27 protein-coding genes are annotated in these 26,708 nt (G+C 72.0%); 16 read left to right on the plus strand and 11 right to left on the minus strand.

Features of this window, described 5'->3' with window-relative positions:
• Window positions 1-52 precede the first annotated feature (52 nt).
• The 7 genes from STRVI_RS09005 to STRVI_RS54095 all read left to right on the plus strand — a co-directional run bounded on the left by STRVI_RS09005 (window position 53) and on the right by STRVI_RS54095 (window position 5,353).
• On the plus strand, window positions 53-883 hold the full coding sequence (locus STRVI_RS09005) for a helix-turn-helix domain-containing protein (protein ID WP_014055323.1): 831 nt from the start codon (window positions 53-55) through the stop codon (window positions 881-883).
• Between the two features lie 63 nt (window positions 884-946).
• Window positions 947-2,443 carry a 30S ribosomal protein S12 methylthiotransferase RimO gene (gene rimO / locus STRVI_RS09010; RefSeq protein ID WP_014055324.1) on the plus strand — a complete coding sequence of 499 codons (1,497 nt, stop codon included), beginning with the start codon at window positions 947-949 and terminating at the stop codon, window positions 2,441-2,443.
• Window positions 2,440-3,072: a CDP-diacylglycerol--glycerol-3-phosphate 3-phosphatidyltransferase gene (gene pgsA / locus STRVI_RS09015; RefSeq protein WP_014055325.1), complete on the plus strand. Its 633-nt coding sequence runs from the start codon at window positions 2,440-2,442 to the stop codon at window positions 3,070-3,072. The genes rimO and pgsA overlap by 4 nt, the downstream gene beginning before the upstream one ends.
• Complete coding sequence (locus STRVI_RS09020) at window positions 3,069-3,587, plus strand: CinA family protein (protein ID WP_014055326.1); 519 nt, start codon at window positions 3,069-3,071, stop codon at window positions 3,585-3,587. Before pgsA ends, STRVI_RS09020 begins: the two co-directional genes overlap by 4 nt.
• Before the next feature lie 109 nt (window positions 3,588-3,696).
• Entirely contained in the window at window positions 3,697-4,083 is a 387-nt protein-coding gene (locus tag STRVI_RS09025) for a helix-turn-helix domain-containing protein (RefSeq protein ID WP_014055327.1), read from the plus strand.
• A gap of 139 nt (window positions 4,084-4,222) precedes the next feature.
• The gene (locus tag STRVI_RS09030) at window positions 4,223-4,705 is read left to right on the plus strand and encodes a Dps family protein (RefSeq protein WP_014055328.1); all 483 of its coding nucleotides are present in this window, start codon (window positions 4,223-4,225) and stop codon (window positions 4,703-4,705) included.
• A 348-nt stretch (window positions 4,706-5,053) separates the two neighbouring features.
• Window positions 5,054-5,353 (plus strand): hypothetical protein, encoded by a 300-nt coding sequence (locus tag STRVI_RS54095; protein WP_014055329.1) that lies wholly within the window; start codon window positions 5,054-5,056, stop codon window positions 5,351-5,353.
• Here STRVI_RS54095 and STRVI_RS09035 read toward each other — a convergent pair.
• Entirely contained in the window at window positions 5,287-6,093 is an 807-nt protein-coding gene (locus STRVI_RS09035) for an Fpg/Nei family DNA glycosylase (protein ID WP_043238279.1), read from the minus strand. The genes STRVI_RS54095 and STRVI_RS09035 overlap by 67 nt on opposite strands.
• A 122-nt stretch (window positions 6,094-6,215) precedes the next feature.
• Window positions 6,216-10,880, minus strand: a complete 4,665-nt coding sequence (locus tag STRVI_RS09040; RefSeq protein WP_043235633.1) for an ATP-dependent helicase — start codon at window positions 10,878-10,880, stop codon at window positions 6,216-6,218.
• A gap of 81 nt (window positions 10,881-10,961) precedes the next feature.
• Between STRVI_RS09040 and STRVI_RS49935 the strand changes: the two genes are divergently transcribed.
• The 3 genes from STRVI_RS49935 to STRVI_RS09055 are packed head-to-tail and all read left to right on the plus strand — an operon-like array spanning window position 10,962 to window position 12,854.
• The gene (locus STRVI_RS49935) at window positions 10,962-11,813 is read left to right on the plus strand and encodes an AraC family transcriptional regulator (protein ID WP_014055332.1); all 852 of its coding nucleotides are present in this window, start codon (window positions 10,962-10,964) and stop codon (window positions 11,811-11,813) included.
• Window positions 11,814-11,841: 28 nt separating this feature from the next.
• Window positions 11,842-12,555 carry an AzlC family ABC transporter permease gene (locus STRVI_RS49940; protein ID WP_050993642.1) on the plus strand — a complete coding sequence of 238 codons (714 nt, stop codon included), beginning with the start codon at window positions 11,842-11,844 and terminating at the stop codon, window positions 12,553-12,555.
• Complete coding sequence (locus tag STRVI_RS09055; RefSeq protein ID WP_014055334.1) at window positions 12,552-12,854, plus strand: AzlD domain-containing protein; 303 nt, start codon at window positions 12,552-12,554, stop codon at window positions 12,852-12,854. Before STRVI_RS49940 ends, STRVI_RS09055 begins: the two co-directional genes overlap by 4 nt.
• A gap of 64 nt (window positions 12,855-12,918) precedes the next feature.
• Here the strand turns inward: STRVI_RS09055 and STRVI_RS09060 are convergent, their stop codons facing one another.
• Window positions 12,919-13,905 (minus strand): hypothetical protein, encoded by a 987-nt coding sequence (locus STRVI_RS09060; RefSeq protein WP_014055335.1) that lies wholly within the window; start codon window positions 13,903-13,905, stop codon window positions 12,919-12,921.
• Window positions 13,906-13,984: 79 nt separating this feature from the next.
• On the opposite strand from STRVI_RS09060, the gene STRVI_RS09065 reads away from it, so the two are divergent.
• The 4 genes from STRVI_RS09065 to recX all read left to right on the plus strand — a co-directional run bounded on the left by STRVI_RS09065 (window position 13,985) and on the right by recX (window position 17,356).
• Window positions 13,985-14,179, plus strand: coding sequence for a DUF3046 domain-containing protein (locus tag STRVI_RS09065; protein ID WP_014055336.1), 195 nt, complete (start codon window positions 13,985-13,987; stop codon window positions 14,177-14,179).
• An 80-nt stretch (window positions 14,180-14,259) separates the two neighbouring features.
• Window positions 14,260-15,465: an AI-2E family transporter gene (locus STRVI_RS09070; RefSeq protein WP_014055337.1), complete on the plus strand. Its 1,206-nt coding sequence runs from the start codon at window positions 14,260-14,262 to the stop codon at window positions 15,463-15,465.
• Between the two features lie 136 nt (window positions 15,466-15,601).
• A complete protein-coding gene (gene recA, locus STRVI_RS09075) occupies window positions 15,602-16,741 on the plus strand; it encodes a recombinase RecA (RefSeq protein ID WP_014055338.1) in 1,140 nt (379 codons plus the stop codon).
• 3 nt (window positions 16,742-16,744) lie between these two features.
• Entirely contained in the window at window positions 16,745-17,356 is a 612-nt protein-coding gene (gene recX, locus STRVI_RS09080; protein WP_014055339.1) for a recombination regulator RecX, read from the plus strand.
• A 154-nt stretch (window positions 17,357-17,510) separates the two neighbouring features.
• Here recX and STRVI_RS09085 read toward each other — a convergent pair whose 3' ends face one another.
• From STRVI_RS09085 to STRVI_RS09115, 8 genes are all read right to left on the minus strand, one after another.
• Window positions 17,511-17,906 carry a rhodanese-like domain-containing protein gene (locus STRVI_RS09085; RefSeq protein WP_014055340.1) on the minus strand — a complete coding sequence of 132 codons (396 nt, stop codon included), beginning with the start codon at window positions 17,904-17,906 and terminating at the stop codon, window positions 17,511-17,513.
• A complete protein-coding gene (locus STRVI_RS09090) occupies window positions 17,903-18,445 on the minus strand; it encodes a cysteine dioxygenase (RefSeq protein WP_050993909.1) in 543 nt (180 codons plus the stop codon). The genes STRVI_RS09085 and STRVI_RS09090 overlap by 4 nt, the downstream gene beginning before the upstream one ends.
• A gap of 95 nt (window positions 18,446-18,540) precedes the next feature.
• Window positions 18,541-18,630, minus strand: a complete 90-nt coding sequence (locus STRVI_RS55885) for a putative leader peptide (RefSeq protein ID WP_309471148.1) — start codon at window positions 18,628-18,630, stop codon at window positions 18,541-18,543.
• Between the two features lie 147 nt (window positions 18,631-18,777).
• A complete protein-coding gene (locus STRVI_RS09095; RefSeq protein ID WP_014055342.1) occupies window positions 18,778-20,499 on the minus strand; it encodes an FAD-dependent monooxygenase in 1,722 nt (573 codons plus the stop codon).
• A 234-nt stretch (window positions 20,500-20,733) separates the two neighbouring features.
• The gene (locus STRVI_RS09100; protein ID WP_014055343.1) at window positions 20,734-21,678 is read right to left on the minus strand and encodes an amino acid ABC transporter permease; all 945 of its coding nucleotides are present in this window, start codon (window positions 21,676-21,678) and stop codon (window positions 20,734-20,736) included.
• Window positions 21,675-22,322 (minus strand): amino acid ABC transporter permease, encoded by a 648-nt coding sequence (locus tag STRVI_RS09105; RefSeq protein WP_014055344.1) that lies wholly within the window; start codon window positions 22,320-22,322, stop codon window positions 21,675-21,677. The genes STRVI_RS09100 and STRVI_RS09105 overlap by 4 nt, the downstream gene beginning before the upstream one ends.
• 73 nt (window positions 22,323-22,395) lie before the next feature.
• Window positions 22,396-23,307: a glutamate ABC transporter substrate-binding protein gene (locus STRVI_RS09110; RefSeq protein ID WP_014055345.1), complete on the minus strand. Its 912-nt coding sequence runs from the start codon at window positions 23,305-23,307 to the stop codon at window positions 22,396-22,398.
• Between the two features lie 89 nt (window positions 23,308-23,396).
• Window positions 23,397-24,173, minus strand: coding sequence for an amino acid ABC transporter ATP-binding protein (locus tag STRVI_RS09115; RefSeq protein ID WP_014055346.1), 777 nt, complete (start codon window positions 24,171-24,173; stop codon window positions 23,397-23,399).
• A gap of 306 nt (window positions 24,174-24,479) precedes the next feature.
• On the opposite strand from STRVI_RS09115, the gene STRVI_RS09120 reads away from it, so the two are divergent.
• Window positions 24,480-25,190, plus strand: coding sequence for a response regulator transcription factor (locus STRVI_RS09120; protein ID WP_014055347.1), 711 nt, complete (start codon window positions 24,480-24,482; stop codon window positions 25,188-25,190).
• Window positions 25,191-25,208: 18 nt separating this feature from the next.
• Window positions 25,209-26,660: a sensor histidine kinase gene (locus STRVI_RS09125; protein WP_014055348.1), complete on the plus strand. Its 1,452-nt coding sequence runs from the start codon at window positions 25,209-25,211 to the stop codon at window positions 26,658-26,660.
• Window positions 26,661-26,708: the final 48 nt, after the last annotated feature.

Genomic DNA, 26,708 nt, shown 5'->3' on the forward strand with positions numbered 1-26,708 from the left:
CCACCCCTAGACTGAACCCCCAGCAGGTGGCTCACGCTCGAAAGGCGCCCCCGTGTCCATCGGCAACCTTCCCGAAGACGGCAACTCCCCCGAAGACGACCGGGTTTCCATCGGTCGCGCCCTCCAGCAGGCCCGTATCTCCGCGGGGCTGACCGTCGACGAGGTCAGTTCCTCCACCCGGGTGCGCACCCCCATCGTGCGGGGCATCGAGCAGGACGATTTCTCGCGCTGTGGCGGCGATGTCTACGCCCGCGGACACATCCGTGTGCTCGCGCGCGCCGTGGGCTGCGATCCGGAGCCCCTGATCGCACAGTTCGACGACGAACACGGCGGCCGGCCCACGCCGACCGCGCCGGCGCCGCTGTTCGAGGCCGAGCGGATCCGCGCCGATCCCCGGCGCCCCAACTGGACGGCCGCGATGGTCGCGGCCATCGTCGCCGTCGTCGGGTTCGTGGGCTTCACTCTTTTCAGGGGCGGCAACGGCGACGGCTCGACGGTCGCCGAGGACACCGGCTCCCCCAAGCCCAGCGCCTCCGCGCCCACCAACAGCGCCGCCCCCTCCAAGCCCGCCGCCCCGAACAAGCCCGACCCGTCCGACAGTGCCATCGCGGGCGTCCCGGCGGACAAGGTCACCGTCAAGCTGACCGCCGAGGGCGGCCAGAGCTGGATCTCCGCCCAGGATCACAACGGCCGGCTGATCGAGGAGGGCGTGCTGCGCGAGGGCGACTCCAAGACCTTGAGCGACAGCAGGCGCATCGACCTGGTGCTGGGCAACGCCGGGGCGATCAAGCTGTTCGTGAACGGCAAGGAAGTGAAGAACGTGGGCACCAGCGGGGCCGTCCAGCGGCTGAGCTACACCAAGGGAGACCCCGAAGCGGGCTGAGCCGCGTCAAGATCGGGAGCCCTGCCAGCGGGGGCTGTCGTGGGGACGAAGTAGTCTGACCTCATGCCCGAACGCCGCACCGTCGCCCTTGTCACCCTTGGCTGCGCCCGTAACGAGGTGGACTCGGAGGAGCTCGCAGGCCGCTTGGCGGCGGACGGCTGGGAGCTCGTCGAGGAAGCCACCGAGGCGGACGTCGCCGTCGTCAACACCTGTGGCTTCGTGGAGGCCGCCAAAAAGGACTCGGTCGACGCCCTGCTGGAGGCGAACGACCTGAAGGACCACGGCCGCACCCAGGCCGTGGTGGCCGTCGGCTGCATGGCCGAGCGGTACGGCAAGGAGCTCGCGGAGGCGCTGCCCGAGGCCGACGGGGTGCTCGGCTTCGACGACTACGCCGATATCTCCGACCGTCTGCGGACCATCCTCGCCGGTGGCGTCCACGCCTCCCACACCCCTCGCGACCGCCGCAAGCTGCTGCCGATCAGCCCGGCCGAGCGGCAGGACGCCGCCTCGGTGGCGCTGCCCGGCCACGCCCAGGACACCGCGCCCGAGGACCTGCCCGAGGGGGTGGCCCCGGCCTCCGGGCCGCGGGCCCCGCTGCGCCGCAGACTGGACAGCAGCCCGGTCGCCTCGGTGAAGCTGGCCTCCGGCTGCGACCGGCGCTGCTCGTTCTGCGCCATCCCGTCCTTCCGCGGCTCCTTCATCTCGCGCCGCCCCTCCGATGTGCTGGGCGAGACCCGCTGGCTGGCCGAGCAGGGGGTGAAGGAGATCATGCTGGTCTCCGAGAACAACACCTCGTACGGCAAGGACCTGGGGGACATCCGGCTGCTGGAGACGCTGCTGCCGGAGCTGGCCGCGGTGGATGGCATCGAGCGGATCCGGGTCAGCTATCTGCAGCCCGCCGAGATGCGTCCCGGACTGATCGACGTGCTCACCTCGACCGAGAAGGTCGCGCCGTACTTCGATCTGTCCTTCCAGCACTCGGCGCCCGGGGTGCTGCGCGCCATGCGCCGCTTCGGCGACACCGACCGGTTCCTGGAGCTGCTCGAGACGATCAGAGGCAAGGCGCCGCAGGCCGGCGCCCGGTCGAACTTCATCGTCGGCTTCCCCGGCGAGACCGAGGACGACCTGGCGGAGCTGGAGCGCTTCCTCAGCGAGGCGCGGCTGGACGCGATCGGCGTCTTCGGGTACTCGGACGAGGACGGCACCGAGGCCGCCGGTTACGAGAACAAGGTCGACCCCGAGGTGGTCGCCGAGCGCCTGGAGCGCGTCTCGCGCCTCGCGGAGGAGCTGACCGCCCAGCGGGCGGAGGAGCGGCTCGGCGAGGTCGTCGAGGTGCTGGTGGAGGAGATCGACGACACCGGGGCAGTCCTGGGCCGAGGCGCCCACCAGGCGCCGGAGACCGATGGCCAGACGCTGCTCAGCACCGGCGGGGAGCCGGAGGTGGGCCGTATGGTCGAAGCGAAGGTGATCGCGACGGAGGGAGTGGACCTCGTCGCGGAGCCGCTTGAGCCGCTGGAGCGGCAGGGTGGCGGCGAGCCCACCGGGAAGGCGGACAGATGACGGGTGTCCCGGCCTCCGCCGCGGGAGGTCACCGCCGCCCGGCGGCCGCTGTCAGGCCCGCCGGTTTGTGGAACATCGCCAATATCCTCACCATGGTGCGGCTGCTCCTGGTGCCCGGGTTCGTGTTGTTGATGCTGCACAACGGCGGGTACGACCCGGCGTGGCGCTCCGTGGCCTGGGCGGCGTTCGCCATCGCCATGATCACCGATCTCTTCGACGGTCATCTGGCCCGCCGGTACAACCTGGTCACCGACTTCGGGAAGATCGCCGATCCGATCGCGGACAAGGCGATCATGGGCGCGGCGCTGATCTGTCTGTCGGCTCTGTCCGACCTTCCCTGGTGGGTGACGGGGGTGATTCTCTTCCGTGAGATCGGAATCACACTCATGCGGTTCTGGGTGATCCGGATCGGGGTCATTCCGGCCAGCCGGGGCGGAAAGCTGAAGACGCTCGCGCAGGGCACCGCCGTCGGGATGTACATCCTGGCGCTCACCGGGCCGCTGGCCACGCTGCGGTTCTGGATGATGGCCGTGGCCGTGATCCTTACCGTGGTCACCGGCCTCGACTACGTCCGGCAGGCGATCGTGCTGCGCCGGGCGGGCCGGGCGGCGGAGGAGGCCACGGGGTGAGCGGCGACGGGACGGCGGCCGAGGTGCTGGCGCTGCTGGAGCGGCGCGGGCAGACCCTGGCCGTCGCCGAATCGCTCACCGGCGGTCTGGTGGCGGCCGAGCTGACCGCTGTGGACGGCGCCTCCCGTTCCTTCCGCGGCTCGGTGACGGCGTACGCCACCGATCTCAAGCACGAGCTGCTGGGCGTGGACGGGGCCCTGCTGGCCGAGCGCGGCGCGGTCGACGCCGAGGTGGCCCGGCAGATGGCCCGCGGCGTACGGCGTGCGCTGGGCGCGGACTGGGGCGTGGCCACCACCGGTGTGGCCGGTCCCACACCGCAGGACGGCCAACCCGTGGGCACCGTTCATGTGGCGGTCGCGGGGCCCTCGGAGGCGGTGGCCGCGGCAGCGCTGAGGCTCGAAGGAGACCGTGCCGGAATTCGCGGGCAGACCGTCCGCGCCGCAGTCAAGCTGCTGTTCAGCGAATTGATCGCGACAGCAGGGGCAAAGGATACGGAACAACACGACGAGTTTTGATGTTTGCAGCCCTGAGTGAACACGACATCGCTCCCCGCACGGGCGCAGCCCGAGGCGGTACGGTGGGGCGTGAAGGATCCGGATCCGAGGTCCGAGGAGGGAGCCAGCGATGATTCTGCTCCGTCGCCTGCTGGGTGACGTGCTGCGCCGGCAGCGCCAGCGCCAGGGCCGTACTCTGCGCGAGGTTTCCTCCTCCGCCCGGGTGTCGCTCGGCTATCTGTCAGAGGTCGAGCGCGGTCAGAAGGAAGCCTCGTCCGAGCTGCTGTCGGCGATCTGCGACGCCCTCGAGGTGCGGATGTCGCAGGTCATGCGTGAGGTCAGCGACGAGCTGTCGCTCGCCGAACTGGCCGAGTCGGCCGCGTCCACCACTGAGAAGGTCCCGGCGCCCATGCGGCCCGTGCTCAATCCCGTCTCTGTGACGTCCGTGACGGGCGTTCCGGAGGAGCGGGTGACCATCAAGTCCCCCAAGGAAGCCGTGGACGTGGTGGCGGCCTGAGGGCCTGACCAGAGCTCTTCGAGGCCCCGGCCGGTAGCCATACCGGCCGGGGCCTCGATGTTTGTCCGGCCGGATTCGGGTCACCCCACATGAAGAGAGGTAATCAAGAGGGGCCAAACGGTCGAACAGGAGGAACCGGATGTCTGTGGTCAGGAGCCCGCTGCCGGAGGAACACCTCAAGGTCGTCGCTGACGCGCTGCAAGGCGCCCTCGTCGATCTCGTCGACCTCCACTTGGTGGGCAAGCAGATTCACTGGACGGTCGTGGGCCCGCGATTCCGCACGATCCATTTGCAGCTCGACGAGGTCGTGGCGACGACCAGGGATCATGCCGACACGGTGGCGGAGCGGGCCTCGGCGCTCGGAGTGGCGCCGGACGGACGGGCTCAGACGGTCGCCGCGACCAGCGGTGTCGACACGGTCAAGGACGGCTGGACCGAGGACACCCAGGCCATCCGGACGCTCGTGGACGCTCTCGGAGCGGTGATCGCGCGGATGCGGGAGCGGATCCGCGCGACCGACGAACCGGACCCGGTGACCCAGGACATTCTCATCGAGCTCACCCGTGACCTGGAGAAGCACCACTGGATGTTCCAGGCCGAGAACGGTGGCCATCGAGCCTGAGGCGCTGAGCCGGGCCCGGGCGGGCCTGAGGCGCCGGTTGAGGCTCTGATGCGCTGAGCCGGGGCTCGGCCGTGCTGAGGCCGACCGGGCGCGACCGGGCGCCGGGGCGGGTGGCAGCCTGGCTTCGGGGCGGGCGACCGTGGTGGTCGGCCCGCCCCGACGCCGGGCGATTTTCTTTTCCGCCCCCTTCGACCTGGTGTTTCGGCTCGGCGGCCCGCTCTGGGTGCGCAGTTCGGCCCGGCTGGGCACACTGGGGGGATCGCGAGTGTCCGACACGCGCCGACGTGCTTCCTGTGCGCCCTCCCGCCGTATGCGAACAGGCGTCTAGCGTCGCCGAAGGAGGCAGTCATGGCAGCCGTCGGAGGGGCCGACGCCCAGGGCCTCAGGCCGGTCCGCTGGGTGCTCGCGCTCGCTCTGGGCGGTGTCTGGTGGTGGTCCGTGCTGCGGCTGGCGATACAGCCGGGAGAGGCCGGGCCGGTGGAGGGGGCGTTAGCGGTCGGCGGCTGGGGGCTGAGCCTGCTGCCGGTGCACTGCGGTCCCTCGCCCAGAAGGGGCGGCGCCCGCAGAGGAGGCCCACCGCGTCAGGACGGGGCGGGCCCCTGCGGTCCCGCCTGGCAGCTCGGGCACCAGAAGGTCGAGCGCTCCTGACCCGCACGGCCCTGGTCGGCGGCGCGCACCGGCGTACCGCAGCGCAGACAGGGCCGCCCCGGGCGCCCGTACACCCACAGCCGCCGGTCGGGGCGCGGCTCGGCCGTGGTGACCCGGGCCCGCCGGTTCCTGTTGGCCTCCAGCAGCTTCTTGGCGTGGGCCACCAGGCGCTCGGGGGAGGACACCTCGCCGATCGGCAGCCAGGGCGAGACACGCAGCACGAAGCACAGCTCGGACTTGTAGACATTGCCGATCCCGGCGAGGTTCCGCTGGTCCAGCAGCGCTTCGCCCAGGGGCCGGGACGGGTCGGCGAGCAGTCGGCGCAGCGCCTCGTCCGGATCCCAGTCGGGGCCGAGGAGATCGGGGCCGAGATGCCCGACGACCTTGTCCTCGTCGCCGGTGCGGAGCAGTTCGAGGACGGGGAGGCGGTAGCCGACGGCGGTGTGGGCGGCGGTGGCGAGGATGGCCCGGATCTGGTGGTGCGGGCCGCCGCGCCATCGCTCGCCCGGCCCGTACACCTGCCAGGATCCGTCCATCCGCAGATGGGAATGGAGGGTCAGACCGCCCTCGACACGGGTCAGCAGATGTTTGCCGCGCGGGACGACCTCCAGGACCCGGCGGCCGGTGAGGTCGGCGGTCGCCAGGCGGGGGACGCGCAGGTCACTGCGGGTGAGCGGAGGACCGGCGAGGGCCTGGTGAAGGCGCTGTGCGGTCTGCCAGACGGTGTCTCCTTCGGGCATGGCATCCATGATGCCGGTGGGCGCGGGCAGGTGGGAGCGCTCCGTCTCCGTCCGGTGCGGAGCCCCCCGTTGGATCAAGGGCGCCACGAGGGGCGCTCCATGGTGCCGGGGGTGCCTGCTGGTCAGGGGCGCAGCCGGAAGCCCCGCGGGGTCGGGTGGAAGCCCGCCGATTCCAGGAGCTTGCCGATCGGGGACGAGAGCGCCTGGACGCCGTTGACGCGCTCGACGGTGACGGAGCCGAGCGCACCCGCGCGGGCGGACTCGGCCAGCGACTCCACCGCCGTCCACAGCCGGGCGTCGTCCTCGGGGGAGGCGGCCTCGGCCTCGCCCGAGGGCCAGGCGAGCAGGGTCTTGCCGCCCCGCTCCATGTAGAGCGCCAGCTCTCCGTCGACGAGCACCACCATCGCTCCCGCCTTACGGCCCGGCCGGTGGCCCGCGTCCGCGGGCGGATCGGGCCAGGGAAGCGCGGCGCCGTAGGCATTGGCAGGGTCGGCCGAGGCGAGCACGAAGGCGCGCCGGGACTGCCCCCGCTGTCCGTCGAAGGCGGGGACCGCCGTGCGGTCGCGCGCCGTGCTGACCGCGCGCAGCCGGTCCACCGCGCCGTCCATCGCGAACTGGGCGGCGCCGAGACCCTCGACCACATAGCCACGGCGCGCCTGGCCGGTCTCCTCGAACGCGGACAGCACCCGATAGGCGGCGGAGAAGCCACCCTCGACCCCCTCGGCGGCGACCGCCCCGCGGGTGACCACGCCGTGCCGGTCGAGCAGGGTGCGGGCCAGGGCGTGGGCGCGGTGGGTGGGCTCGGGCTCGCGCTCCGGCAGCAGGGACCAGCGCCCGGCGACGGTGGGCGGGCCGTTGCGGGATGCCGTGGGCCGGCCGGTGCGCCCCGTAAGGCCGCCGTAGCGCCCCCGGGGGACCGTGCGCTTGGCGCGGTGGGCGGTGGAGCCCGCCGTACGGCCCGAGCCCAGCAGGGAGCGCAGCGGGGCGAGGGTGTCACCGGTGACCCGGCCGGACCAGACCAGGTCCCACAGGGCCTCGGCGAGCTGGGGGTCCTGGAACTCGTGCCCGGCGGCGCGGGCCTGCTCCGCGATCTGGCGGAAGAACAGCCCGTACCCCCCGGCCAGGGAGTCGAGGACGGCCTGGTGGAGGGGGCCCGCCTCAAGGGGGTGCGGGGTGTGCAGCAGCAGCGGGGCGGTGTCGGCGAGGTGCAGGGTGACCCAGCCGTCCTTCCCCGGCAGCGCTCCCGCCCCGGCCCAGACGACCTCCCCTGAGGCGGCGAGCTCGTCGAGCATCGTGGGCGCGTAATCGCTCACCCGGGACGGGAGAACCAGCTTCTCCAGGGCGGAGGCGGGCACGGGCGCGCCCTGGAGCTGCTCGATCGCCCGCACCAGCCCGTCGATACCGCGCAGGCTGTGGGTGCCCAGATGCTGCCACTGCGGGAGGAAGGCGGCGAGCGCCGAGGGCGGCACGGGCTCCAGCTCATGGCGCAGCGCGGCCAGGGAGCGACGCCGCAGCCGGCGCAGCACGGTGGCGTCGCACCATTCCTGCCCGATGCCCGAGGGATGGAATTCGCCCTGGACGACGCGGCCGTCGGCGGCCAGGCGGTGCAGGGCGCCCTCTGTGACGGCCACGCCGAGGCCGAAGCGGGCGGCGGCCTGCGCCGAGGTGAACGGGCCGTGGGTGCGGGCATAGCGGGCCAGCAGATCGCCCAGGGGGTCCTTGACCGGTTCGGTGAACGCCTCGGGGACGCCGACCGGCAGCGCCGTACCGAGCGCGTCCCGCAGCCGCCCCGCGTCCTCCACCGCGGTCCAGTGGTCCTCGCCCGCGATCCGGACCCGGATGGCGCGCCGGGCCCCGGCCAGGTCCTCGGCCCACCCGGGCTCGGCACCGCGCTCGGTCAGCTCGGCGGCGGTGAGCGGGCCGAGCAGCCGCAGGACGTCGGCGACGCCCTCGGCGTCCTTGATCCGGCGGTCCTCGGTGAGCCATTGCAGCTCGTGCTCCAGCTCGGCCAGGACGTCGGCGTCGAGCAGCTCGCGCAGCTCGGCCTGGCCCAGGAGCTCGGCCAGCAGCCGCGCGTCGAGGGAGAGGGCGGCGGCGCGGCGCTCGGCGAGCGGGGAGTCGCCCTCGTAGAGGAACTGCGCCACATAGCCGAAGAGCAGTGAACGGGCGAAGGGGGACGGCTCGGGGGTGGTCACTTCCACCAGCCGGACCCTGCGGGCCTCGATGTCGCCCATCAGCTCGGTGAGGCCGGGGACGTCGAAGACGTCCTGGAGGCATTCGCGGACGGCTTCGAGGACGATCGGGAAGGAGCCGAACTCGCTTGCCACCTGGAGGAGCTGCGCGGCGCGCTGGCGCTGCTGCCACAGCGGGGTGCGCTTGCCGGGGTCGCGGCGGGGCAGCAGCAGTGCGCGGGCGGCGCATTCGCGGAACCGGGAGGCGAACAGCGCCGAGCCGCCGACCTGGTCGGTGACGATCTGGTTGATCTCGCCCTTGTCGAACGCGACATCGGCCGCGCCCACCGGGGACTGGTCGGTGTCGTACTCCACGCCCTGGCGCATCGGGTCGGCGTCGAGGAGGTCGAGACCCATCAGGTCGGCGTCGGGCAGCCGCAGCACGATGCCGTCGTCGGCGTGCATGACCTGGGCGTCGATGCCGTACCGCTCGGAGAGGCGGGAGCCCAGGGCGAGTGCCCAGGGGGCGTGGACCTGCGCGCCGAAGGGGGAGTGGACCACCACCCGCCAGTCGCCCAGCTCGTCGCGGAACCGCTCCACCACGATCGTGCGGTCGTCCGGCACATGCCCGCAGGCACGGCGCTGCTCGTCCAGATACCCGATGACGTTCTCGGCGGCCCAGGCGTCCAGACCGGCGGCCAGCAGCCGCAGACGGGCGTCCTCAGGCCGCAGCGCGCCGACCTCGCGCAGGAACGCCCCCAGGGCGCGGCCCAGCTCCAGGGGGCGGCCGAGCTGGTCGCCCTTCCAGAAGGGGAGCCGGCCGGGGACGCCGGGGGCGGGGGAGACCAGGACCCGGTCGCGGGTGATGTCCTCGATCCGCCAGGAGGTGGTGCCCAGGGTGAACACATCGCCCACCCGCGACTCGTAGACCATCTCCTCGTCGAGCTCGCCGACCCTGCCGCCGCCCTTCTTGGGGTCGGCGCCCGCCAGGAAGACGCCGAAGAGCCCGCGGTCGGGGATGGTGCCGCCGGAGGTCACCGCGAGCCGCTGCGCCCCGGGGCGGCCCGTGACCGTATGGGCGACGCGGTCCCACACCAGGCGCGGCCGCAACTCCGCGAAGGCGTCGGAGGGGTAGCGGCCCGCGAGCATGTCCAGGACCGAGGTGTACGCCGACTCCGGGAGCGAGGCGAACGGCGCGGCGCGGCGGATCAGGGCCAGGAGCTCGTCCACGTCCCAGGTGTCCATGGCGGTGATGGCGATGATCTGCTGGGCGAGCACGTCCAGCGGGTTGGCGGGCACCCGCAGCGATTCGATGGCCCCCTCGCGCATCCGCTCGGTGACCACCGCGGCCTGCACCAGATCCCCGCGGTACTTCGGGAAGACGACGCCGGTGGAGACCGCGCCCACCTGGTGGCCGGCCCGGCCCACCCGCTGCAGACCGGAGGCCACCGAGGGCGGCGACTCGACCTGGACGACCAGGTCGACCGCGCCCATGTCGATACCGAGCTCGAGGCTGGAGGTGGCGACGACCGCGGGCAGCCGGCCGGCCTTGAGGTCCTCCTCGACCAGCGCCCGCTGCTCCTTGGACACCGAGCCGTGGTGCGCGCGGGCCAGCAGCGGGGGCGCGCCCCGGGCGGCACCGGCCTCGGCCATCAGCTCGGCGGGGGAGTGGTCCTCGGGCAGGGCCTCACCGGTGGCCCGCTCGTAGGCGATCTCGTTCAGCCGGTTGCACAGCCGCTCGGCCAGCCGGCGGGAGTTGGCAAAGACGATGGTGGAGCGATGGGCCTGGACGAGATCGGTGATCCGCTCCTCCACATGGGGCCAGATCGACGGCCGCTCGCCCGCCTCGCCCTCCTGGGCGGGGGAGCCGCCCAACTCGCCCAGATCCTCCACGGGCACGACCACCGACAGGTCGAACTCCTTGCCCGACGGCGGCTGGACGATCTCCACCTTGCGCCGCGGCGACAGGAACCGCGCCACCTCGTCCACCGGCCGCACGGTCGCCGACAGGCCGATGCGCCGGGCGGGGCGATCGAGCAGCTCGTCGAGGCGCTCCAGGGACAGCGCGAGATGGGCGCCCCGCTTCGTCCCCGCGACGGCGTGGACCTCGTCCAGGATCACGGTCTCCACGCCGCGCAGCGCCTCCCGGGTGGCGGAGGTGAGCATCAGGAACAGCGACTCGGGGGTGGTGATGAGGATGTCCGGCGGGCGGGTGGCCAGAGCGCGGCGCTCGGCGGCCGGGGTGTCGCCCGAGCGGGTGCCCACCCGGATCTCCGGCTCGGGCCTGCCAAGCCGCACCGCCTCCTGGCGGATACCGGTCAGCGGGCTGCGGAGATTGCGCTCGACATCCACCGCCAGGGCCTTCAGCGGGGAGACGTACAGCACCCGGCAGCGCTTCTTCGCCTCGGCGGGCGGCGGCTCACCGGCCAGCCTGTCCAGCGACGCCAGGAAGGCGGCCAGGGTCTTGCCCGAGCCGGTGGGGGCGACCACCAGGACGTCCGAGCCCTCGCCGATCGCCCGCCACGCGCCCTCCTGCGCGGGCGTGGGCGCGGTGAAGGCGCCCGTGAACCACCCGCGGGTGGCCGGGGAGAATGCGTCGAGCGCCGAGCCTGCCATGCCCTCCATCGTGCACCGGACCACTGACAATGGACGGAGTCGCAGGTCAGCGGGGGCTCAGGCGGGGCGCACAATGGTGCCATGGGAAACGGGGAGAGCGCGCGGCACTGGCGGTACCCCCAGCTTCCGGGCGTCGATCTGCTGCGGGCCCGCTACATCCACAAGACCTTTGTGTGGCACACCCACGAGTCCTTCGTGATCGCCGCGATCACCGAGGGCGTCGAGGAGTTCCACCACCGTGGCGCCGTCGAGCGCACCGGGCCCGGCGGGCTCGCGCTCATCAACCCGGAGGTACCGCACACCGGACGGGCGGGGGCGCCCGAGGGATGGGCGTACAGCGTGCTGTATCCGGCCGCGGACCTGGTCGCCGGTGTCGCCGCCGAGACGACCACGCTCCGCGGCACGGCCGGATTCCGGATCCCCTCCGTCGACGACCCCCAGGGCGCGCGGCTGGTCACCGCGGTGCACCGGGCCGCCGAGGAGGGCAACGCGCTGGCCGCCGACAGCCTGCTGCGCATCGCCCTCACTCGGCTGCTGCGCGACCATGGCGGCCCGCTCCCCGAGCGCACGGCGCCCACCGCGGGAGCGCGAGGGGCGGCGCGCGCCCGTGCCATCCTCCAGGAGCGCATGGCCGACCCGCCGTCCCTGGAACGGCTGGCGGCCGAGCTGGAGACCGGTCCCTTCGCCCTGCTGCGCGCCTTCCGCGCCGTCTACGGGATGCCGCCGCACACCTGGCTCACCGACGCCCGGGTCCGCCGGGCCCGGTGGCTGCTGGACGCCGGGACCGCGCCCGCCGAGGCGGCGGTCACCGTCGGCTTCACCGACCAGTCCCATCTGAACCGCCACTTCACCCGCATCGTGGGGGTACCACCGGGCGCCTACCGGCGGGAGCGCGCAAGAACGTACAAGACCGGATCCGAAGAGCTCTCCTAATGTGCGCGGTGTGTCAGAACAGATAGAGATGCGAACCGATCCCGCCGCGCCTCCGGCGGACTCGGCCGTTGTCCGCGACGCCCTGGGCGTCGGTGTCGCCGTGGGGCTCTCCGGCTTCGCCTTCGGGGTGACGTCGGCGGGCGCCGGGCTCGGCCTGCTGCAGACCTGCGCGCTCAGCCTGCTCGTCTTCACCGGGGCGTCGCAGTTCGCCCTCGTGGGCGCGCTGGCGGCGGGTGGCAATCCGTTCACCGCCGCCGCCGGGGCGTTCTTCCTCGGAGTGCGCAACGCCTTCTACGGGCTTCGGCTGTCCGGACTCCTCGGGCTGCCGCGCGCGGTGCGTCCCCTGGCCGCCCACTGGGTCATCGACGAGACCTCCGCCGTCGCGCTCGCCCAGCCCGACCGGCGCACCGCGCGTCTCGGGTTCACCATCACCGGGCTGACGCTGTACGTCCTGTGGAACCTCACCACGCTGATCGGCGCCCTGGGGGCGTCCGCGCTCGGCGACACCGACGCCTGGGGCCTGGACGCCGCTGGGCCCGCCGTCTTCCTCGCCCTGCTGGCCCCCATGCTCAGCGGCACCGTCGAGCGGGCCGTGGCCGGTCTCGGCGTCCTGCTGGTGCTCCTGTGCCAGCCGGTGCTGCCCGCCGGGGTCCCGGTCCTGGTGGCGGCGCTCGCTGCCCCCGTCGTCCTTACGGTGCACGGGCGCATGACGCGCGGCACGGAGCCCGGTGAGCGCCGATGACCATCTGGATCGCCATCGGCGTCACCGTGGCGGGCTGCTATCTCGTCAAGCTGCTGGGCCTCTCGGTGCCCGCCGGAGTCCTGGAACGCCCGCTCGTCAGGCGTCTGGCCGCGCTGCTGCCCGTGGCCCTGCTCGCCGCCCTCACCGCCCAGCAGACCTTCAGCGACGGCCAGCATCTCCGCCTGGACGCGAGGGCGGCCGGGGTGGGGGCGGCGGCGCTCGCGCTGATGCTCCGCGCCCCCTTCCTGGTGGTGGTCGCCGTGGCCGTCGTCGTCACGGCCGGTGTCCGGGCCCTGTGACCGCCGCGGACGCCCGTGCTCAGGTCCGCCGTCCGGGCCCTGTGACCGCCGCCGACGCCCGAGCTCAGGTCCGCCGTCCGTAGGCCCGCAGTGTCAGCAGCGCCTCGACGGTCGCCACCGACCGCCACTCCAGCGTGGCCCCAGGCGTCCAAGAGCGCCGGTGCGGCCAGCCGCCGTCCTCCTGCTGCGCGGCCACGAGCACGTCCAGGGACCGCTCCACCTCGGCGTCGGTGAACCACCGGCGGGCCAGCGAGCCGGGCGTACGGGCGATGTCGTGCACCTGGAGGGACTCACCGCCCTGCACCGGCGGCAGGGGGCGGTCCTCGGTGCGCTCGGGGGCCGTCGGCGGCACGATCAGCCGCTCCTCCCGCACCCGGCGGCCGAGCCGCTCGGCCGCCGCCTCGGCGCGTGCCCGGTCCGGCGCCCCGTCGAGGAAGGCGACGGCCGCCGCGACCTCGTACGGACGCGTCGTCGCGCCGTCCTCCCCCAGGGCGGCGACCGCCGCCCAGCAGAAGTCCGTGGCCCGGAAGAGCCACGCATGCCACACCTCGTTACGGTGCAGCAGCCCCACCACCGGCCCGGTGGTCAGCAGATCACTGCGCGGATCGTCCGCCGACGGGACCCAGGGGGCCGCCGGATAGCCGCGCAGCGAGGGGTGGCAGGCGGGCAGCGCGCCGTCCGGGGTGGACACGGACGTCAGATAGCGGCACAGGCGCTCCACCCGCTGCCCGCCGCAGCGCCCGATCCCGTCGAGCACCCGTAAGGCGTGCACGGCATGCAGCGGCTGGCTCACCGGGCCGCGCAGATCCGGCTCCAGCGCATGGCCGTAGCCCCCGTCGGTCCCCAGATACGCGGCCAGCGCGGTCTCGACGGCCTCGGCGCCGCCGCCCAGGAAGTGATAAGCGAATCTGCGCTGCTCCAGCACGCGGGCGGTCAGCCAGACGAACCGCTCGGCGCGGGAGAGCGCGGAGGACTCGGCCGGCTGTGCCGGCTCGGCGGACCCGGGCGTGGGAAGGGAGGGCGAGGAGGGGAGGCTTGCGGATCGATCCATGGACAGACCGTAGGCCGCGAGACACGGTCGGTAGGGGGCTCACGCCTGGGTGCACCCCCGGGAGCGCGATACTGGTCACATGCGGTTGACGGACTTCTGGCAGCGAATGGCGGACCACTTCGGCGAGGCGTACGCCGACTCCTTCGCGCGCGATCATGTGATGTCGCAACTCGGCGGCCGGACGGTGCACGAGGCGCTGACGGACGGCTGGGAGGCCAAGGACGTCTGGCGCGCAGTCTGCGCCGCGATGGAGATCCCCGAGAGCAGGCGCTGAGCGGCCCTCCGGCCGCTCCGGGTGCACCAGCTTCCCGGGGTGGCCGGATTTCTTCGTCCGGTGTACGCCACACTTGCTCCGTGGCCCCGACCGAAGAGACCCTCCCCTCCGACGCCGACGACACCCCGAGCGCCGCTCGGGCCTCCTCGGACTCCCCACAACCCGCCGCGCGCATGCCGCGCTGGCTGCCGCGCGCCATGGTGCTCGCACTCGCGCTGGTGGCCTGTTACCGCCTTGCGACCTGGGCCTTCGATCGGCTGACCGGGCTTCTGCTGAACATCCTGATCGCGTTCTTCCTGGCGCTCGCGATCGAACCGGCCGTGGACCGGATGGCCGCCCGCGGCATGCGCCGGGGGCTGGCGACGGGGCTGGTCTTTCTCGCCATCCTCATCGGCACCGCGGGCTTCTTCACCCTGCTCGGCTCGATGCTCGCCGATCAGATCATCACCATGGTCCAGGACTTCCCGCAGTACCTCGACAATGTGGTCAGGTGGATCAACGACACGTTCCACACGCATCTGTCGCGGCTGGAGATCCAGGACAGCCTGGTGCACTCCGACTGGCTGCAGAGCTACGTCAAGAACAGCGCCGACAATGTGCTGGACGTCTCCGCACAGGTGCTCGGCGGGTTGTTCAAGGTGCTGACGGTGACCCTGTTCGCCTTCTACTTCGCCGCCGACGGGCCCCGGCTGCGCCGCGCGCTGTGCTCGGTGCTGCCGCCGACCCGGCAGGTCGAGGTCTTGCGCGCCTGGGAGATCGCGGTCGCCAAGACCGGCGGCTACATCTACTCCCGCGGGTTGATGGCACTGATCTCCGGTGTCGCCCACTACATCCTGCTGGAGGCCCTGGGCGTGCCCTACGCCCCGGCGCTCGCCGTCTGGGTGGGGCTGATCTCGCAGTTCATCCCGACCATCGGCACCTATTTGGCCGGGGCCCTGCCGATGCTGATCGCGTTCACCATCGACCCCTGGTACGCGCTGTGGGTCCTGGTCTTCGTCGTGATCTACCAGCAGTTCGAGAACTATCTGCTGCAGCCGAGGATCACCGCCAGGACGGTGGACATCCACCCGGCTGTCTCCTTCGGATCGGTGATAGCGGGCACCGCGCTGCTGGGCGCGGTGGGCGCGCTGATCGCGATTCCGGCGACCGCGACGCTGCAGGCGTTCCTCGGCGCGTACATCAAGCGCTATGACGTGACCGACGATCTGCGGGTGCACGGGCGCACGCGGCGGCGCGGCATGTCGGCCCTCGCGCGGATGCGCGCCGCGTTGGCGCGGCGTAGTTGACATAAAAATCGAACATCCATTCTGATGGAAGCCCGACAGGTTATCCACAGGCCGAGGACGTCAGGGCCGCTTGTCAGTGGCAGGCGCTAGCGTCATGGACGTGAAGCGATCGACTCAAGCAAACCGGGTGGGACCCATGGCAGGAACCGACCGCGAGAAGGCGCTCGACGCCGCGCTCGCACAGATTGAACGGCAATTCGGCAAGGGCGCCGTGATGCGCATGGGCGATCGGCCAAACGAGCCGATCGAGGTCATCCCCACCGGGTCGACCGCTCTCGACGTCGCCCTCGGCGTCGGCGGTCTGCCGCGCGGCCGGGTGGTCGAGGTCTACGGCCCCGAGTCCTCCGGTAAGACGACCCTGACCCTGCACGCGGTGGCCAATGCCCAGCGGGCCGGCGGCACCGTCGCCTTCGTGGACGCCGAGCACGCCCTCGACCCGGACTACGCGCAGAAGCTGGGCGTGGACACCGACTCCCTGATCCTCTCCCAGCCGGACAACGGCGAGCAGGCGCTTGAGATCGTGGACATGCTGGTCCGCTCCGGCGCCCTCGACCTCATCGTCATCGACTCCGTCGCCGCCCTGGTGCCGCGCGCGGAGATCGAGGGCGAGATGGGCGACTCCCACGTCGGCCTCCAGGCCCGGCTGATGAGCCAGGCGCTCCGTAAGATCACCAGCGCGCTCAACCAGTCCAAGACCACCGCGATCTTCATCAACCAGCTCCGCGAGAAGATCGGCGTGATGTTCGGCTCGCCGGAGACCACGACCGGTGGCCGGGCGCTGAAGTTCTACGCGTCGGTGCGCATCGACATCCGCCGCATCGAGACCCTCAAGGACGGCACCGACGCGGTCGGCAACCGTACCCGCGTCAAGGTCGTCAAGAACAAGGTCGCGCCGCCCTTCAAGCAGGCCGAGTTCGACATCCTCTACGGCCAGGGCATCAGCCGCGAGGGCGGTCTGATCGACATGGGCGTCGAGCACGGCTTCGTCCGCAAGTCCGGTGCCTGGTACACCTACGAGGGCGACCAGCTCGGCCAGGGCAAGGAGAACGCCCGTAACTTCCTGAAGGACAACCCCGATCTCGCCAATGAGATCGAGAGGAAGATCAAGGAAAAGCTCGGTATCGGGGTCAGGCCCCAGGACCCGGCGGCCGCGGAGCCCACCGCGGACGCGGCTGGTGCCGCGGGCGTGACCGACGCGGCGCCGGCGAAGGCCGTGGCCGCCCCGGCGGCCAAGACCGGGGCGAAGGCGGCCAAGGCCGCCGCGGCCAAGAGCTGATCCATGACACGGCGGACCGAATGGCCGGACGGCTCGGGCCGTCCGGAGCGCCCGGACCGTCCGGACAGCGGCGCCCCCTCCTTGTCGAGGGCCGAGCAGGGGCCGCCGCCTGGCCCGGAGGAGCAGGCGCGGGCGATCTGCCTGCGCCTGCTCACCGGGACCCCACGCACCCGTAAGCAGCTCGCGGACGCGCTGCGCACCCGGGGCATCCCCGATGACGCGGCGGAGGAGGTGTTGTCCCGGTTCGAGGGCGTCGGCCTGATCGACGACGCGGCGTTCGCCGAGGCATGGGTGGAGTCCCGGCACCACAGCCGGGGGCTCGCCCGGCGGGCGCTCGCCCGTGAGCTGCGCACCAAGGGTGTCGATTCCGCCCTGATCGACGACGCCGTGGGACAGCTCGACGCCGATCAGGAGGAGCGGACGGCGCAGGAGCTGGTCGAGCGCAAGCTGAGGGCCACCCGCGGCCTCGACCGGGAGAAGCGGATCCGCCGTCTCGCCGGGATGCTGGCCCGCAAGGGCTACTCCGAGGGGCTGGCGCTGCGGGTGGTGCGGCGCGCACTGGAGGAGGAGGGAGAGGATCCGGACCTCCTGGAGCACCACCTCCCTGACCTCTGAGCCCCAGCGGCCCTTGTCGCGGGGCCGTGACAGGGCTCGGGGCAATCCGCTGAAGCCGGTTACCGGGATAGAGCTCTGTCCGGTCGTGCGGCAGTCGCGCGACCCTTGAGTCGGGCGTCACCCGGAGTCGTGCGAGCTCCAAGTCCCGGTGGCGCTAGTGCACCGGGAGGCCCGCCGCGCGCCATGCCTGGAAGCCGCCGATGAGATCGGTCGCCCGCTCCAGGCCCAGTTGGCGCAGCGAGACCGCGGCGAAGCTGGACGCGTAGCCCTCGTTGCACACCACCACGACCCGCAGATCGTGATGGGTGGCCTCGGGCAGCCGGTGGTCGCACTGCGGGTCGAGCCGCCATTCCAGCTCGTTCCGCTCGACGATCAGCGCCCCCGGGATGGTGCCGTCGCGCTCCCGCAGCGCCGCGTACCGTATGTCCACCAGCAGCGCGCCCTGAACCTGCGCCGCCGCGGCATCCAGGGGCTCCAGCCGGTCGAGTTCCTCGCGGGCCTCGGCCAGCAGCTCGTCCACGCTCCGCTTGGTCGTGCCCATCGTGTTCATCCCCACTCCTCGGGCCGCTCGACCTGCTCCAGCCGCAGCGTATGACCGGTGCGGCTGTAGCGCCGCATGAGCGGCAGCGGCGGATAGTAGGCGTGCACCGACACCGCATGCTCGGTGCCGGACGGATTGATCACCTCATGCACATGATGCGGTCCGAAGGCCCGGCCCTGTCCGGCGGGCAGCCGCCGCTCGCGGTCCACATCGTCGGCCAGCTCAAGGGTCTTCCAGCCCTCGGTGGGCAGACGCGCGGCGAGTGACTGCTCGTTGAGCTCACCCGCCGCCGCGACGAAGGCGCCATGGGAGCCGCCGTGGTCGTGCCAGCCGGTGCCGGTGCCCGGGGGCCAGCCGATCAGCCAGGCTTCGCTGCCGCCCGGCCCGTCGAGGCGCAGCCAGGTGCGGCCCTCCGGATCGAGCGGAAGCGAGTCGACGAGCTCGGCGTCGGCGGCGGTCCGGCGGGCGAAGTCGAGCAGCTCCGCGGCGCTGGGCGGAGCGGCCGGGCCGGATGCCGAGTCCGTGATGACGTCCGTGGAAGGGCGCACGGGACCGGGGGTGGAAGTGCGTACGTCGGGCACAGAGGACCGTCCTGAGTGATCGCGAATAGAGGCGCGGCCGCACCGCGCGGGAAAGAAGCGGATCAACAGGACGGACGACAGACACAGCCCGCGTAGCGGACCAGGTCCAGATGGACCCTCCGCCAGAAGCGAGGCAAGCAGGTGTCAGTCACGCTGCGCAGTGAATCATGTGCCGGAAAGGAAGGTCAACCTCACCGGCTCGCGCCCGGACCACGCACGCCCTGACACGGACCGCACGCCTGGACGCAAGCCGCACGCCCGAGCGCGACCCCGGCGCGGCCTCGTTGATCGATCCCGCACTAGCGCCGCGCGCTCGCCTCCGCCGGTACGCCCCTGGCTGCGTTCCCGCCCCTGACCGCGTCCGCGCACGCGTACAGCGCGCTCGGCCGCACCCCGGACAGCGCCGCGGCGAGATGGCCGTCCGGCCGCACCAGCAGCACCGTGTGCGCCGGGGCTCCCGGATACGCCTCGGCGACCAGCAGCTCGGTGCGCATGGGCAGCGCCGCGACGGCAGCCGCCAGCCTCGGCATCAGCCCGGCGCGCATCCAGTGACGGCGGTCCCACACCCCGGTGCCGGGGGCGACCAGCACCACCAGCAGCTCCCGGCCGAGCCGCTCCCGCAGCCGAACGACCGAGCCGTCCGGCGCGGTCACCGGCACATCGGTGACCGGCGCCCCGGGCGGCGTGCCCACCGTGATCGAGCCGTCCGGCAGCGCCGCCGGGGCCAGTGGCGAACGGTCGTAGACCGGCGGCGCGCCCAGCGGACCCTGTCCGAGGTGACCGTCGGTGAGCAGCGCGTCGTGCCCGCGCGCCCCGCCGGGCCGCACGGTGCGCCGCACCGCGTGCCAGCCGCCGGCCGCCCGTACCAGCGGCAGCGCCTGGTCCGCCGCGCGCAGCCGGGCCCCCACGGCTCCGCGCCGCTCCGCCTGATAGCTGTCCAGCAGAGCCTCCGAGGCCCCGTGGTGCCAGGCCAGGGACAGCTTCCAGGCGAGGTTGTCGACGTCCCGCAGCCCCTCTTCGAGGCCCTGGGTGCCGAGCGCGCCCAGCAGATGGGCGGCGTCCCCGGCCAGGAAGGCGCGCCCCACGCGCCAGCGCAGCGCGAGCCGGTGGTGCAGGGTGTGCACGCCGGTGTCCAGCAGCTCATAGGGGGGCTCGGAATCCCCGCACCACCCCGTGAGGGTGTCGCGCACCCGCACCAGCAGGGCATCGGGGGTGACGAGATCGCGGCCGGGCGGCAGCAGCCAGTCGACCCGCCACAGGCTGTGCGGCAGCGGCCGGGCGGTCACCTCCGCGTCGATGCTGCGCCAGGGCGGGGAGCGGTGCAGCACGGCCTCGCCGGGCCAGGGGAGTTCGGCGCGCAGCGCCGCGACGGCGTGCCGCTCCACCGCCGTACGGCCCGGGAAGCGCACGCCCAGGAGCTTGCGGACGGTGGACCGCGGTCCGTCGCAGCCCACCAGATAGCTGCCCCGCCACCAGGTGGCCTGGGCGCCCCGGGTGCGCACCCCGACCCCGTGGTCGTCCTGCTCCAGGCTGTCGATCCGGCTTCCGGAGACGATGCGGACGAGGTCCTCGTCGCCGATGGCGGCCAGCGAGCCCCGCAGCGCCCGGGTGAGCTCATGCTGGGGCAGATGCACCGGTGAGGCCGTCGGCGCCGGTGCCGCCTCGTCCTCCGGCCCGTCAGCGCCGGGGGAGTCCATGGCCTCCGTAAGGACGCCGTCCCAGCCGCCGGCGCCACGCTCGCCGCCGAAGAGGCTGCCGGGCGTGAGGGCCACCTGCCGTACCAACTGCCGCCGCCGCATCGTGCGCCATCCGGTCCACGGCCGCGTCCGGGCGGTGACCCGGCAGCCCAGCCGCTCCAGCAGGGCGGCGGCGTCCGGGCGCAGCACGACGGTGCGGGCCAGTCGGCTCTCCTCGCCGCCCGTGGACTCGTCCAGCAGGATGACGGGCACCTCGAGGCGCGCCAGGGCGAGGGCCAGGGTGAGGCCGACCGGGCCCGCCCCGGCGACGATCACCGGGTCCACGGTGCGGTTCCTGTGGCCCTGCGGGTCGTACGCGACGTACGGAAATTGGCAGTTGAAACCCGGTGAGCGATCACAGAAAGCATGCAACCCACTGCCGCTGCCCGCGTCAAGCGACGAAGGGCGGTGGCGCGTGCGCCACCGCCCTGGTAAGGGTTTCACTCGTCCGCCCGGCCCCCCGGACGGACCTCCGCCCGGTCGCCCGGTCGCTCGTCCTCCCGGCCCCCGGACGGTCCCTCAGTTCGTCTTGCCGGTGGGCGCGTCCGGGGCGGAGACCGTGGAGTGGTCGACGACGTCGAGCGCGTCGGCGGCCGCCAGCGGCTGGCCCGCGTCCGCGACCCGGATGCCGGTCTTGGCGCGCCGGCCGCGCCGCTCGATCCAGGTGGCGAGGGCAGAGAGGGCCAGACACATCGCGATGTAGATGGCGCCGCCGACGATGATCACCGGAACGTAGGGGTTGTCGTCGTTGACGACGATGTTCCCGGCCAGCTGCTGAAGCTGGAACAGCAGCTCCTGGTAGGTGATGACATAGCCGAGGGAGGTGTCCTTCAGCGTCACCACCAGCTGGCTGATGATGGTCGGCAGCATCGCCCGTACGGCCTGCGGCACCAGGACCGTCATCATGACCTGGGTCTTGCGCATGCCCAGGGCGTAGGCGGCCTCGCGCTGGCCCCTGGGCACCGAGTTGATGCCCGCCCGCAGCACCTCGGCCTGGACCGAGCCGTTGTAGACGGTCAGTCCGATGACCAGCGCCCAGAAGCCGGTGTTGTCACCGCTGAGGCCCAGGTCCGACCGGTAGGTCAGGAAGAGCACCCACAGCACGTAGATGGTGATCAGCAGCGGGACGGCCCGGAACAGCTCGATGAAACCGGTCGCGAACCAGCGGACGGCCTTGTGGTCCGAGAGCCGGCCGACGGCGAGCAGGACGCCGAGGGCCAGCGAGAGGACCGCCGCGACCGCGAACACCTTCAAGGTGGTGACCACACCGTCGCGGATGCTGGTCCGCACGCCCGCGTAGTTGAAGATGTTCCACATCCCGGGCGCGAACTGACCCTTGTCGTTCAGCCGCACCACGGCGAAGACGATCAGCCCGAGGACGGCCAGCCCGCCGACGACGGAGTAGATGCGGTTCCGGACGCGGGCCTTGGGGCCGGGGGCGTCGTACAGGACGCTCGAGCTCATCGGGCCACCTCCAGGCGGCTCTCCAGCAGTCGGAAGAGACCACTGATGGCGAAGGTGATGACCAGGTAGCACAGCGCGATCCACAGGAAGATCCAGCCGATCGCGAAGCCCTTGTCGCTCAGCAGCTTCGAGACATTGAACAGCTCGGTGTTGCTGAACGCCCCGGCGATGGCCGAGTTCTTGGTGAGCGCGATGAAGATGCTGCTCATGGGGGGAATCACGGACCGGGTGGCCTGGGGGAACACGATCAGCCGGAGGGTCTGGAAGAAGGTCATCCCCAGGCTGCGGGCGGCCTCCGCCTGGCCGAGCGGCACGGCGTTGATACCGGACCGTACGGCCTCGCAGACGAAGGACGACGTGTAGCAGCCCAGCGCCCCCATGGCGAGAACGAACGGGCTCGTTCCCGGGAAGAAGATCTGCGGGATCACGAAGAACGCGATCAGGAAGAGCAGGGTCAGCGGGGTGTTGCGCAGCAGGGTGACCCAGGCCGTCCCGAAGGCCCGCAGCGGCGGTATGGGCGACACCCGGAAGCCGGCTATGACAATGCCCAGGACGAGAGCCAGCGCCGCACTGGCCGCCGTGATGGAGAGGGTTCCCAGGAACCCCTCACGGAACTGGGGCAAATGATCGAGGAGTACGTTCATCGATTCTCCGCGGTAGCGGTCAGGTCAGCGGCGTGCGGAGCGCACCGGCTTCCAGGCGAACGGGGAATCCTGCTCAGTAGCGGGGCAGGGGGGTCTTCGGGGCGACGTAGGAGGAGCCGGACTTGCCGAGCGTGCCTTCGTACGCCTTCTTGTAGTCGCCGTTCTTGATGTGCTCCTCGAGCGAGTCGCTGATCGCGTCGCGGAGCGCCTTGTCGTTCTTGTTCATGCCGATGCCGTACGGCTCCTCGGTGAACGGCTTGCCGACCACGTGCAGCTTGGTGGAGCGCTGGGCGGCGTAACCCTTGAGGATCGCGTCGTCGGTGGTGACCGCGTCGACCTGGCCGTCGAGGAGCTGCTTGACGCAGAGCGAGTACTTGCTCAGCTCGGTGGTCTTGGCGCCGTACTTCGGCTTCTTGATCTCCTGGAGCGGGGTGGAGCCGACGATCGAGCAGACCTTCTTGCCCTTGATGCTGTCCGGGCCGGTGATCTTGCCCTTGTCCTCCATGCGGACCAGGAGGTCGGCACCGGCCTGGTAGTACGGGCCCGCGAAGCCGACCTGCTTCTTGCGCTCGTCGTTGATGGTGTAGGTGCCGACGTAGTAGTCGACCTGGCCCTTGGAGATCGAGGTCTCGCGGACGTTGGAGTCCACCGTCTTGAAGGTGATCTTGTCCGCGGAGAAGCCGAGGTCGGCGGCGACCATCTTGGCGATCTCGATGTCGAAGCCGGAGCGCTTGCCCTCGGTGTCCTGGAACCCGAGGAAGGGCTGGTCCGCCTTGGCGCCGATGACGATCTTGCCGCGCTTCTGCGCCGCCTTCAGGGTCGACGAGTCGATCTTCACGTCCTTCGCGACCGTGTAGTCGCCGCTGTAGACCTCGCCGCCCTTCGGCTTGTCCCCGGCGGTGCCCTTCTCGCCGCCACAGGCGGTCGCCGTCGCGGCCAGCGCGAGAACCACCGTGGCCGCCGCGGCCGTCTTACGAATCCTCATGGTGCCCATCCCTCTGTGTTCAGTACGTGGTCCAGTGGTCCAGATACGCAGTGGCGAACGTGCCGGCGGTCTGCCGGGCCGGTGTGGACTCAGTGGTGAAGGATCTTCGACAGGAAGTCCTTGGCCCGGTCGCTGCGGGGGTTGCTGAAGAACTGCTCCGGCTCGGCCTCTTCGACGATCCGGCCGTCGGCCATGAAGACCACCCGGTTCGCGGCGGAGCGGGCGAAGCCCATCTCGTGCGTGACGACGACCATCGTCATGCCGTCCCTGGCGAGCTGCTGCATGACCTCCAGCACCTCGTTGATCATCTCCGGGTCCAGCGCCGAGGTCGGCTCGTCGAAGAGCATCACCTTCGGGTCCATGGCCAGGGCGCGCGCGATCGCCACGCGCTGCTGCTGGCCGCCGGAGAGCTGGGCGGGGTACTTGTCCGCCTGGGCACCGACGCCCACCCGGTCGAGCAGCGTACGGGCCTTCTCCTCGGCGGCCTTCTTGTCCGTCTTACGGACCTTGACCTGGCCCAGCATCACGTTCTCGAGCACCGTCTTGTGCGCGAAGAGGTTGAAGGACTGGAAGACCATGCCGACGTCGGCGCGCAGCCGGGCGAGCTCCTTGCCCTCCTGGGGCAGCGGCTTGCCGTCGATCGTGATGGACCCGGCGTCGATCGTCTCCAGCCGGTTGACCGTGCGGCACAGCGTCGACTTCCCGGACCCGGACGGCCCGATGACGACGACCACTTCGCCCCGGGTGATGGTCAGGTCGATGTCCTGGAGCACATGCAGCGCGCCGAAGTGCTTGTTGACCCCTGACAGCGCAACCAACGCGTCCGCCACCGGTGCGGCGTCCTTGGTCACCGATACTTCGCTCATCGGCGTCTCGCTCCGTCCTCCTCGGTTGGGAGGACAGTAATGACCGGCCGCGACCAGCGTCATTACATCTGAGCTGAAATTGAGGATAACGATATGGCTGCGGCGTGACACGCTGCGTGAACGAGACGACGCGGGCTGTACCGGCTGCATAACGGAAACCGGTGTGTGACCGAATGCGTCTTGACGGGTGCCCCTCGATCGGGGTGGATGCCCTGTGGCCATGTTCGTGGCCGTATTCGAAGCCATGGTGACGGGGGCGCGTACGGCGCGCGTCTCCGCTGGTACGGGAAGGTGGCGGAGGGGCTGGTGAGACTGCTGCTCGTCGAGGACGACAACCACGTCGCCGCGGCCCTGTCGGCCATCCTCTCCCGGCACGGTTTCGAGGTCACCCATGCCCGCAGCGGCGAGGAGGCGCTACAGGCACTGCTGCCCGACTCCGGCGCCCCCTTCGGCGTCGTACTCCTCGACCTCGGCCTGCCCGACCAGGACGGTTTCGAGGTGTGCGGCAAGATCCGCAAGCGCACCGCCACCCCCGTGATCATGGTGACCGCGCGCGCCGATGTGCGCTCGCGCATACACGGGCTCAACCTCGGCGCCGACGACTATGTGGTCAAGCCGTACGACACCATGGAGCTGCTCGCCCGCATCCACGCCGTCAGCCGCCGCACGGCCCCCCAGGACACGGGCCATGGCGCCGACGAGGGCCCGGACGGCCCCCATCCGCCGCTGCGGCTCGGCCCGGTGACCATCGAGCTGCCCACCCGCCAGGTCTCGGTCAACGGCACGACCGTCTCGCTCACCCGTAAGGAGTTCGATCTGCTGGCACTGCTCGCGCAGCGCCCCGGTGTCGTCTTCCGCCGGGAGCAGATCATCAGCGAGGTCTGGCGCACCAGTTGGGAGGGGACGGGGCGCACCCTGGAGGTGCATGTCGCCTCCCTGCGTTCCAAGCTGCGGATGCCCGCCCTGATCGAGACGGTGCGCGGGGTGGGCTACCGCCTCGTCGCCCCGTCCCGCTGAGCGACCGGGATTCCCTAGGTGCGCACCCGACTCCTCCCGCTTCTCATCGTCCTTATGGCGGGCGTGCTGCTCGCGCTCGGCTTCCCGCTCGCCGGGAGCGTGGCCGCCCGGGAGCAGCAGCGGGTGGTCGTCGACCGGATCGACGACACCGCGCGCTTCGCCGCGCTCGCCCAGTTCGTCACCGCCGGGCCGACGGGGGCGGTCGGCGCCGAGGGGGACGAGCGGCTGGACACCCTGCGCGCCGAGCTCAAGCGCTACCACGACCTGTACGGCATCCGGGCCGGAGTCTTCTACCGGGACCGGGACGCGCGGCCCATGGCCGAGGCGCCCGGTAGCTGGCGGCTGCCGGACACGGGCGAGAGCGCCCGGGCCTTCGACGAGGCCCTCGCCGGGCGCCGCAGCCACGATCCGCCCCAGGTGTGGCCCTGGCAGCGGGGCAGGCTCACCGTCGCCTCCCCCGTCGTCCGCGACGGGGACGTGGTGGCCGTCGTCGTCACCGACTCGCCCACCGGCCAGATGCGGTCACGGACCCTGCACGGCTGGCTGGTCATCGGCGCGGGCGAAGGCGCCGCGATGCTGCTGGCCGTGGGGGCCGCCGTCCGGCTGACCGGATGGGTGCTGCGGCCCGTGCGCGTCCTGGACACCGCGACCCACGACATCGCGACCGGGCGGATGCAGTCGCGTGTCGCGGCCGCCTCGGGGCCCCCGGAACTGCGGCGGCTCGCCCGCTCGTTCAACGAGATGGCCGACAACGTCGAACAAGTCCTGGAGCAGCAGCGGGCGTTCGTCGCCGACGCCTCCCACCAGCTCCGCAATCCCCTCTCCGCGCTGTTGCTGCGCATCGAGCTGCTGGCGCTCGACCTGCCGGACGGCCATGAGGAGATCGGCTCGGTGCGCGCGGAGGGCAAGCGCCTGGCCAGCGTCCTGGACGATCTGCTCGACCTCGCCCTGGCCGAGCACTCCGCCGCCGATCTGCGGCTCACCGACATCGCGGAGCTGGCGGCCGACCGGGTGGACGCCTGGCTTCTGGTGGCCGCTCGGGAGGAGGTCGGGCTCGCCTACACCGGCCCCGCGGCCATCACCGGCTGGGCCGACCCGGTGGCCCTGTCCAGCGCACTGGACGCCGTCGTCGACAACGCGCTGAAGTTCACGCCCGAGGGGGCGCATGTGGAGGTCTCGGCGCGCGCGGACGGCGACACCGTCGCGATCGTCGTCGCCGACGGCGGCCCGGGCCTCACCGAGGACGAACTCGCCCGGGTCGGCGACCGCTTCTGGCGCAGCAGCCGCCACCAGAACATCTCGGGTTCGGGCCTGGGCCTGTCCATCACCCGCGCCCTGCTCGCGGCGGGCGGGGGCACGATCGACTACGCCCCCAACGAGCCCCGCGGGCTGCGCGTGACCATCACCGTTCCGCGCACCGGGCCGAGTGAGCACGTGAAGGGACCGGGCCCAGTGAGAACGAGAACGTGAAGACCGTAAGGACGCGAGGAAGACCGTAAGGACGTGCGGCGGAGCCGA

Origin of the sequence: Streptomyces violaceusniger Tu 4113 (assembly GCF_000147815.2) — a bacterium.
Lineage (GTDB): Bacteria > Actinomycetota > Actinomycetes > Streptomycetales > Streptomycetaceae > Streptomyces > Streptomyces violaceusniger_A.

What these genes read in the sequence shown, in the direction of transcription:
- STRVI_RS09105 (WP_014055344.1), bottom strand. Translation starts at nt 22,322, where the DNA reads ATGAACGTACTCCTCGATCATTTGCCCCAGTTCCGTGAGGGGTTCCTG.
- STRVI_RS09100 (WP_014055343.1), bottom strand. Translation starts at nt 21,678, where the DNA reads ATGAGCTCGAGCGTCCTGTACGACGCCCCCGGCCCCAAGGCCCGCGTC.
- STRVI_RS09035 (WP_043238279.1), bottom strand. Translation starts at nt 6,093, where the DNA reads ATGCCCGAAGGAGACACCGTCTGGCAGACCGCACAGCGCCTTCACCAG.
- STRVI_RS09060 (WP_014055335.1), bottom strand. Translation starts at nt 13,905, where the DNA reads ATGGATCGATCCGCAAGCCTCCCCTCCTCGCCCTCCCTTCCCACGCCC.
- rimO (WP_014055324.1), top strand. Translation starts at nt 947, where the DNA reads ATGCCCGAACGCCGCACCGTCGCCCTTGTCACCCTTGGCTGCGCCCGT.
- STRVI_RS54095 (WP_014055329.1), top strand. Translation starts at nt 5,054, where the DNA reads ATGGCAGCCGTCGGAGGGGCCGACGCCCAGGGCCTCAGGCCGGTCCGC.
- STRVI_RS49935 (WP_014055332.1), top strand. Translation starts at nt 10,962, where the DNA reads ATGGGAAACGGGGAGAGCGCGCGGCACTGGCGGTACCCCCAGCTTCCG.
- recX (WP_014055339.1), top strand. Translation starts at nt 16,745, where the DNA reads ATGACACGGCGGACCGAATGGCCGGACGGCTCGGGCCGTCCGGAGCGC.
- STRVI_RS09040 (WP_043235633.1), bottom strand. Translation starts at nt 10,880, where the DNA reads ATGGCAGGCTCGGCGCTCGACGCATTCTCCCCGGCCACCCGCGGGTGG.
- STRVI_RS09025 (WP_014055327.1), top strand. Translation starts at nt 3,697, where the DNA reads ATGATTCTGCTCCGTCGCCTGCTGGGTGACGTGCTGCGCCGGCAGCGC.
- recA (WP_014055338.1), top strand. Translation starts at nt 15,602, where the DNA reads ATGGCAGGAACCGACCGCGAGAAGGCGCTCGACGCCGCGCTCGCACAG.
- STRVI_RS09065 (WP_014055336.1), top strand. Translation starts at nt 13,985, where the DNA reads ATGCGGTTGACGGACTTCTGGCAGCGAATGGCGGACCACTTCGGCGAG.
- STRVI_RS09030 (WP_014055328.1), top strand. Translation starts at nt 4,223, where the DNA reads ATGTCTGTGGTCAGGAGCCCGCTGCCGGAGGAACACCTCAAGGTCGTC.
- STRVI_RS49940 (WP_050993642.1), top strand. Translation starts at nt 11,842, where the DNA reads ATGCGAACCGATCCCGCCGCGCCTCCGGCGGACTCGGCCGTTGTCCGC.
- STRVI_RS09115 (WP_014055346.1), bottom strand. Translation starts at nt 24,173, where the DNA reads ATGAGCGAAGTATCGGTGACCAAGGACGCCGCACCGGTGGCGGACGCG.
- pgsA (WP_014055325.1), top strand. Translation starts at nt 2,440, where the DNA reads ATGACGGGTGTCCCGGCCTCCGCCGCGGGAGGTCACCGCCGCCCGGCG.
- STRVI_RS09085 (WP_014055340.1), bottom strand. Translation starts at nt 17,906, where the DNA reads ATGAACACGATGGGCACGACCAAGCGGAGCGTGGACGAGCTGCTGGCC.
- STRVI_RS09110 (WP_014055345.1), bottom strand. Translation starts at nt 23,307, where the DNA reads ATGAGGATTCGTAAGACGGCCGCGGCGGCCACGGTGGTTCTCGCGCTG.
- STRVI_RS09055 (WP_014055334.1), top strand. Translation starts at nt 12,552, where the DNA reads ATGACCATCTGGATCGCCATCGGCGTCACCGTGGCGGGCTGCTATCTC.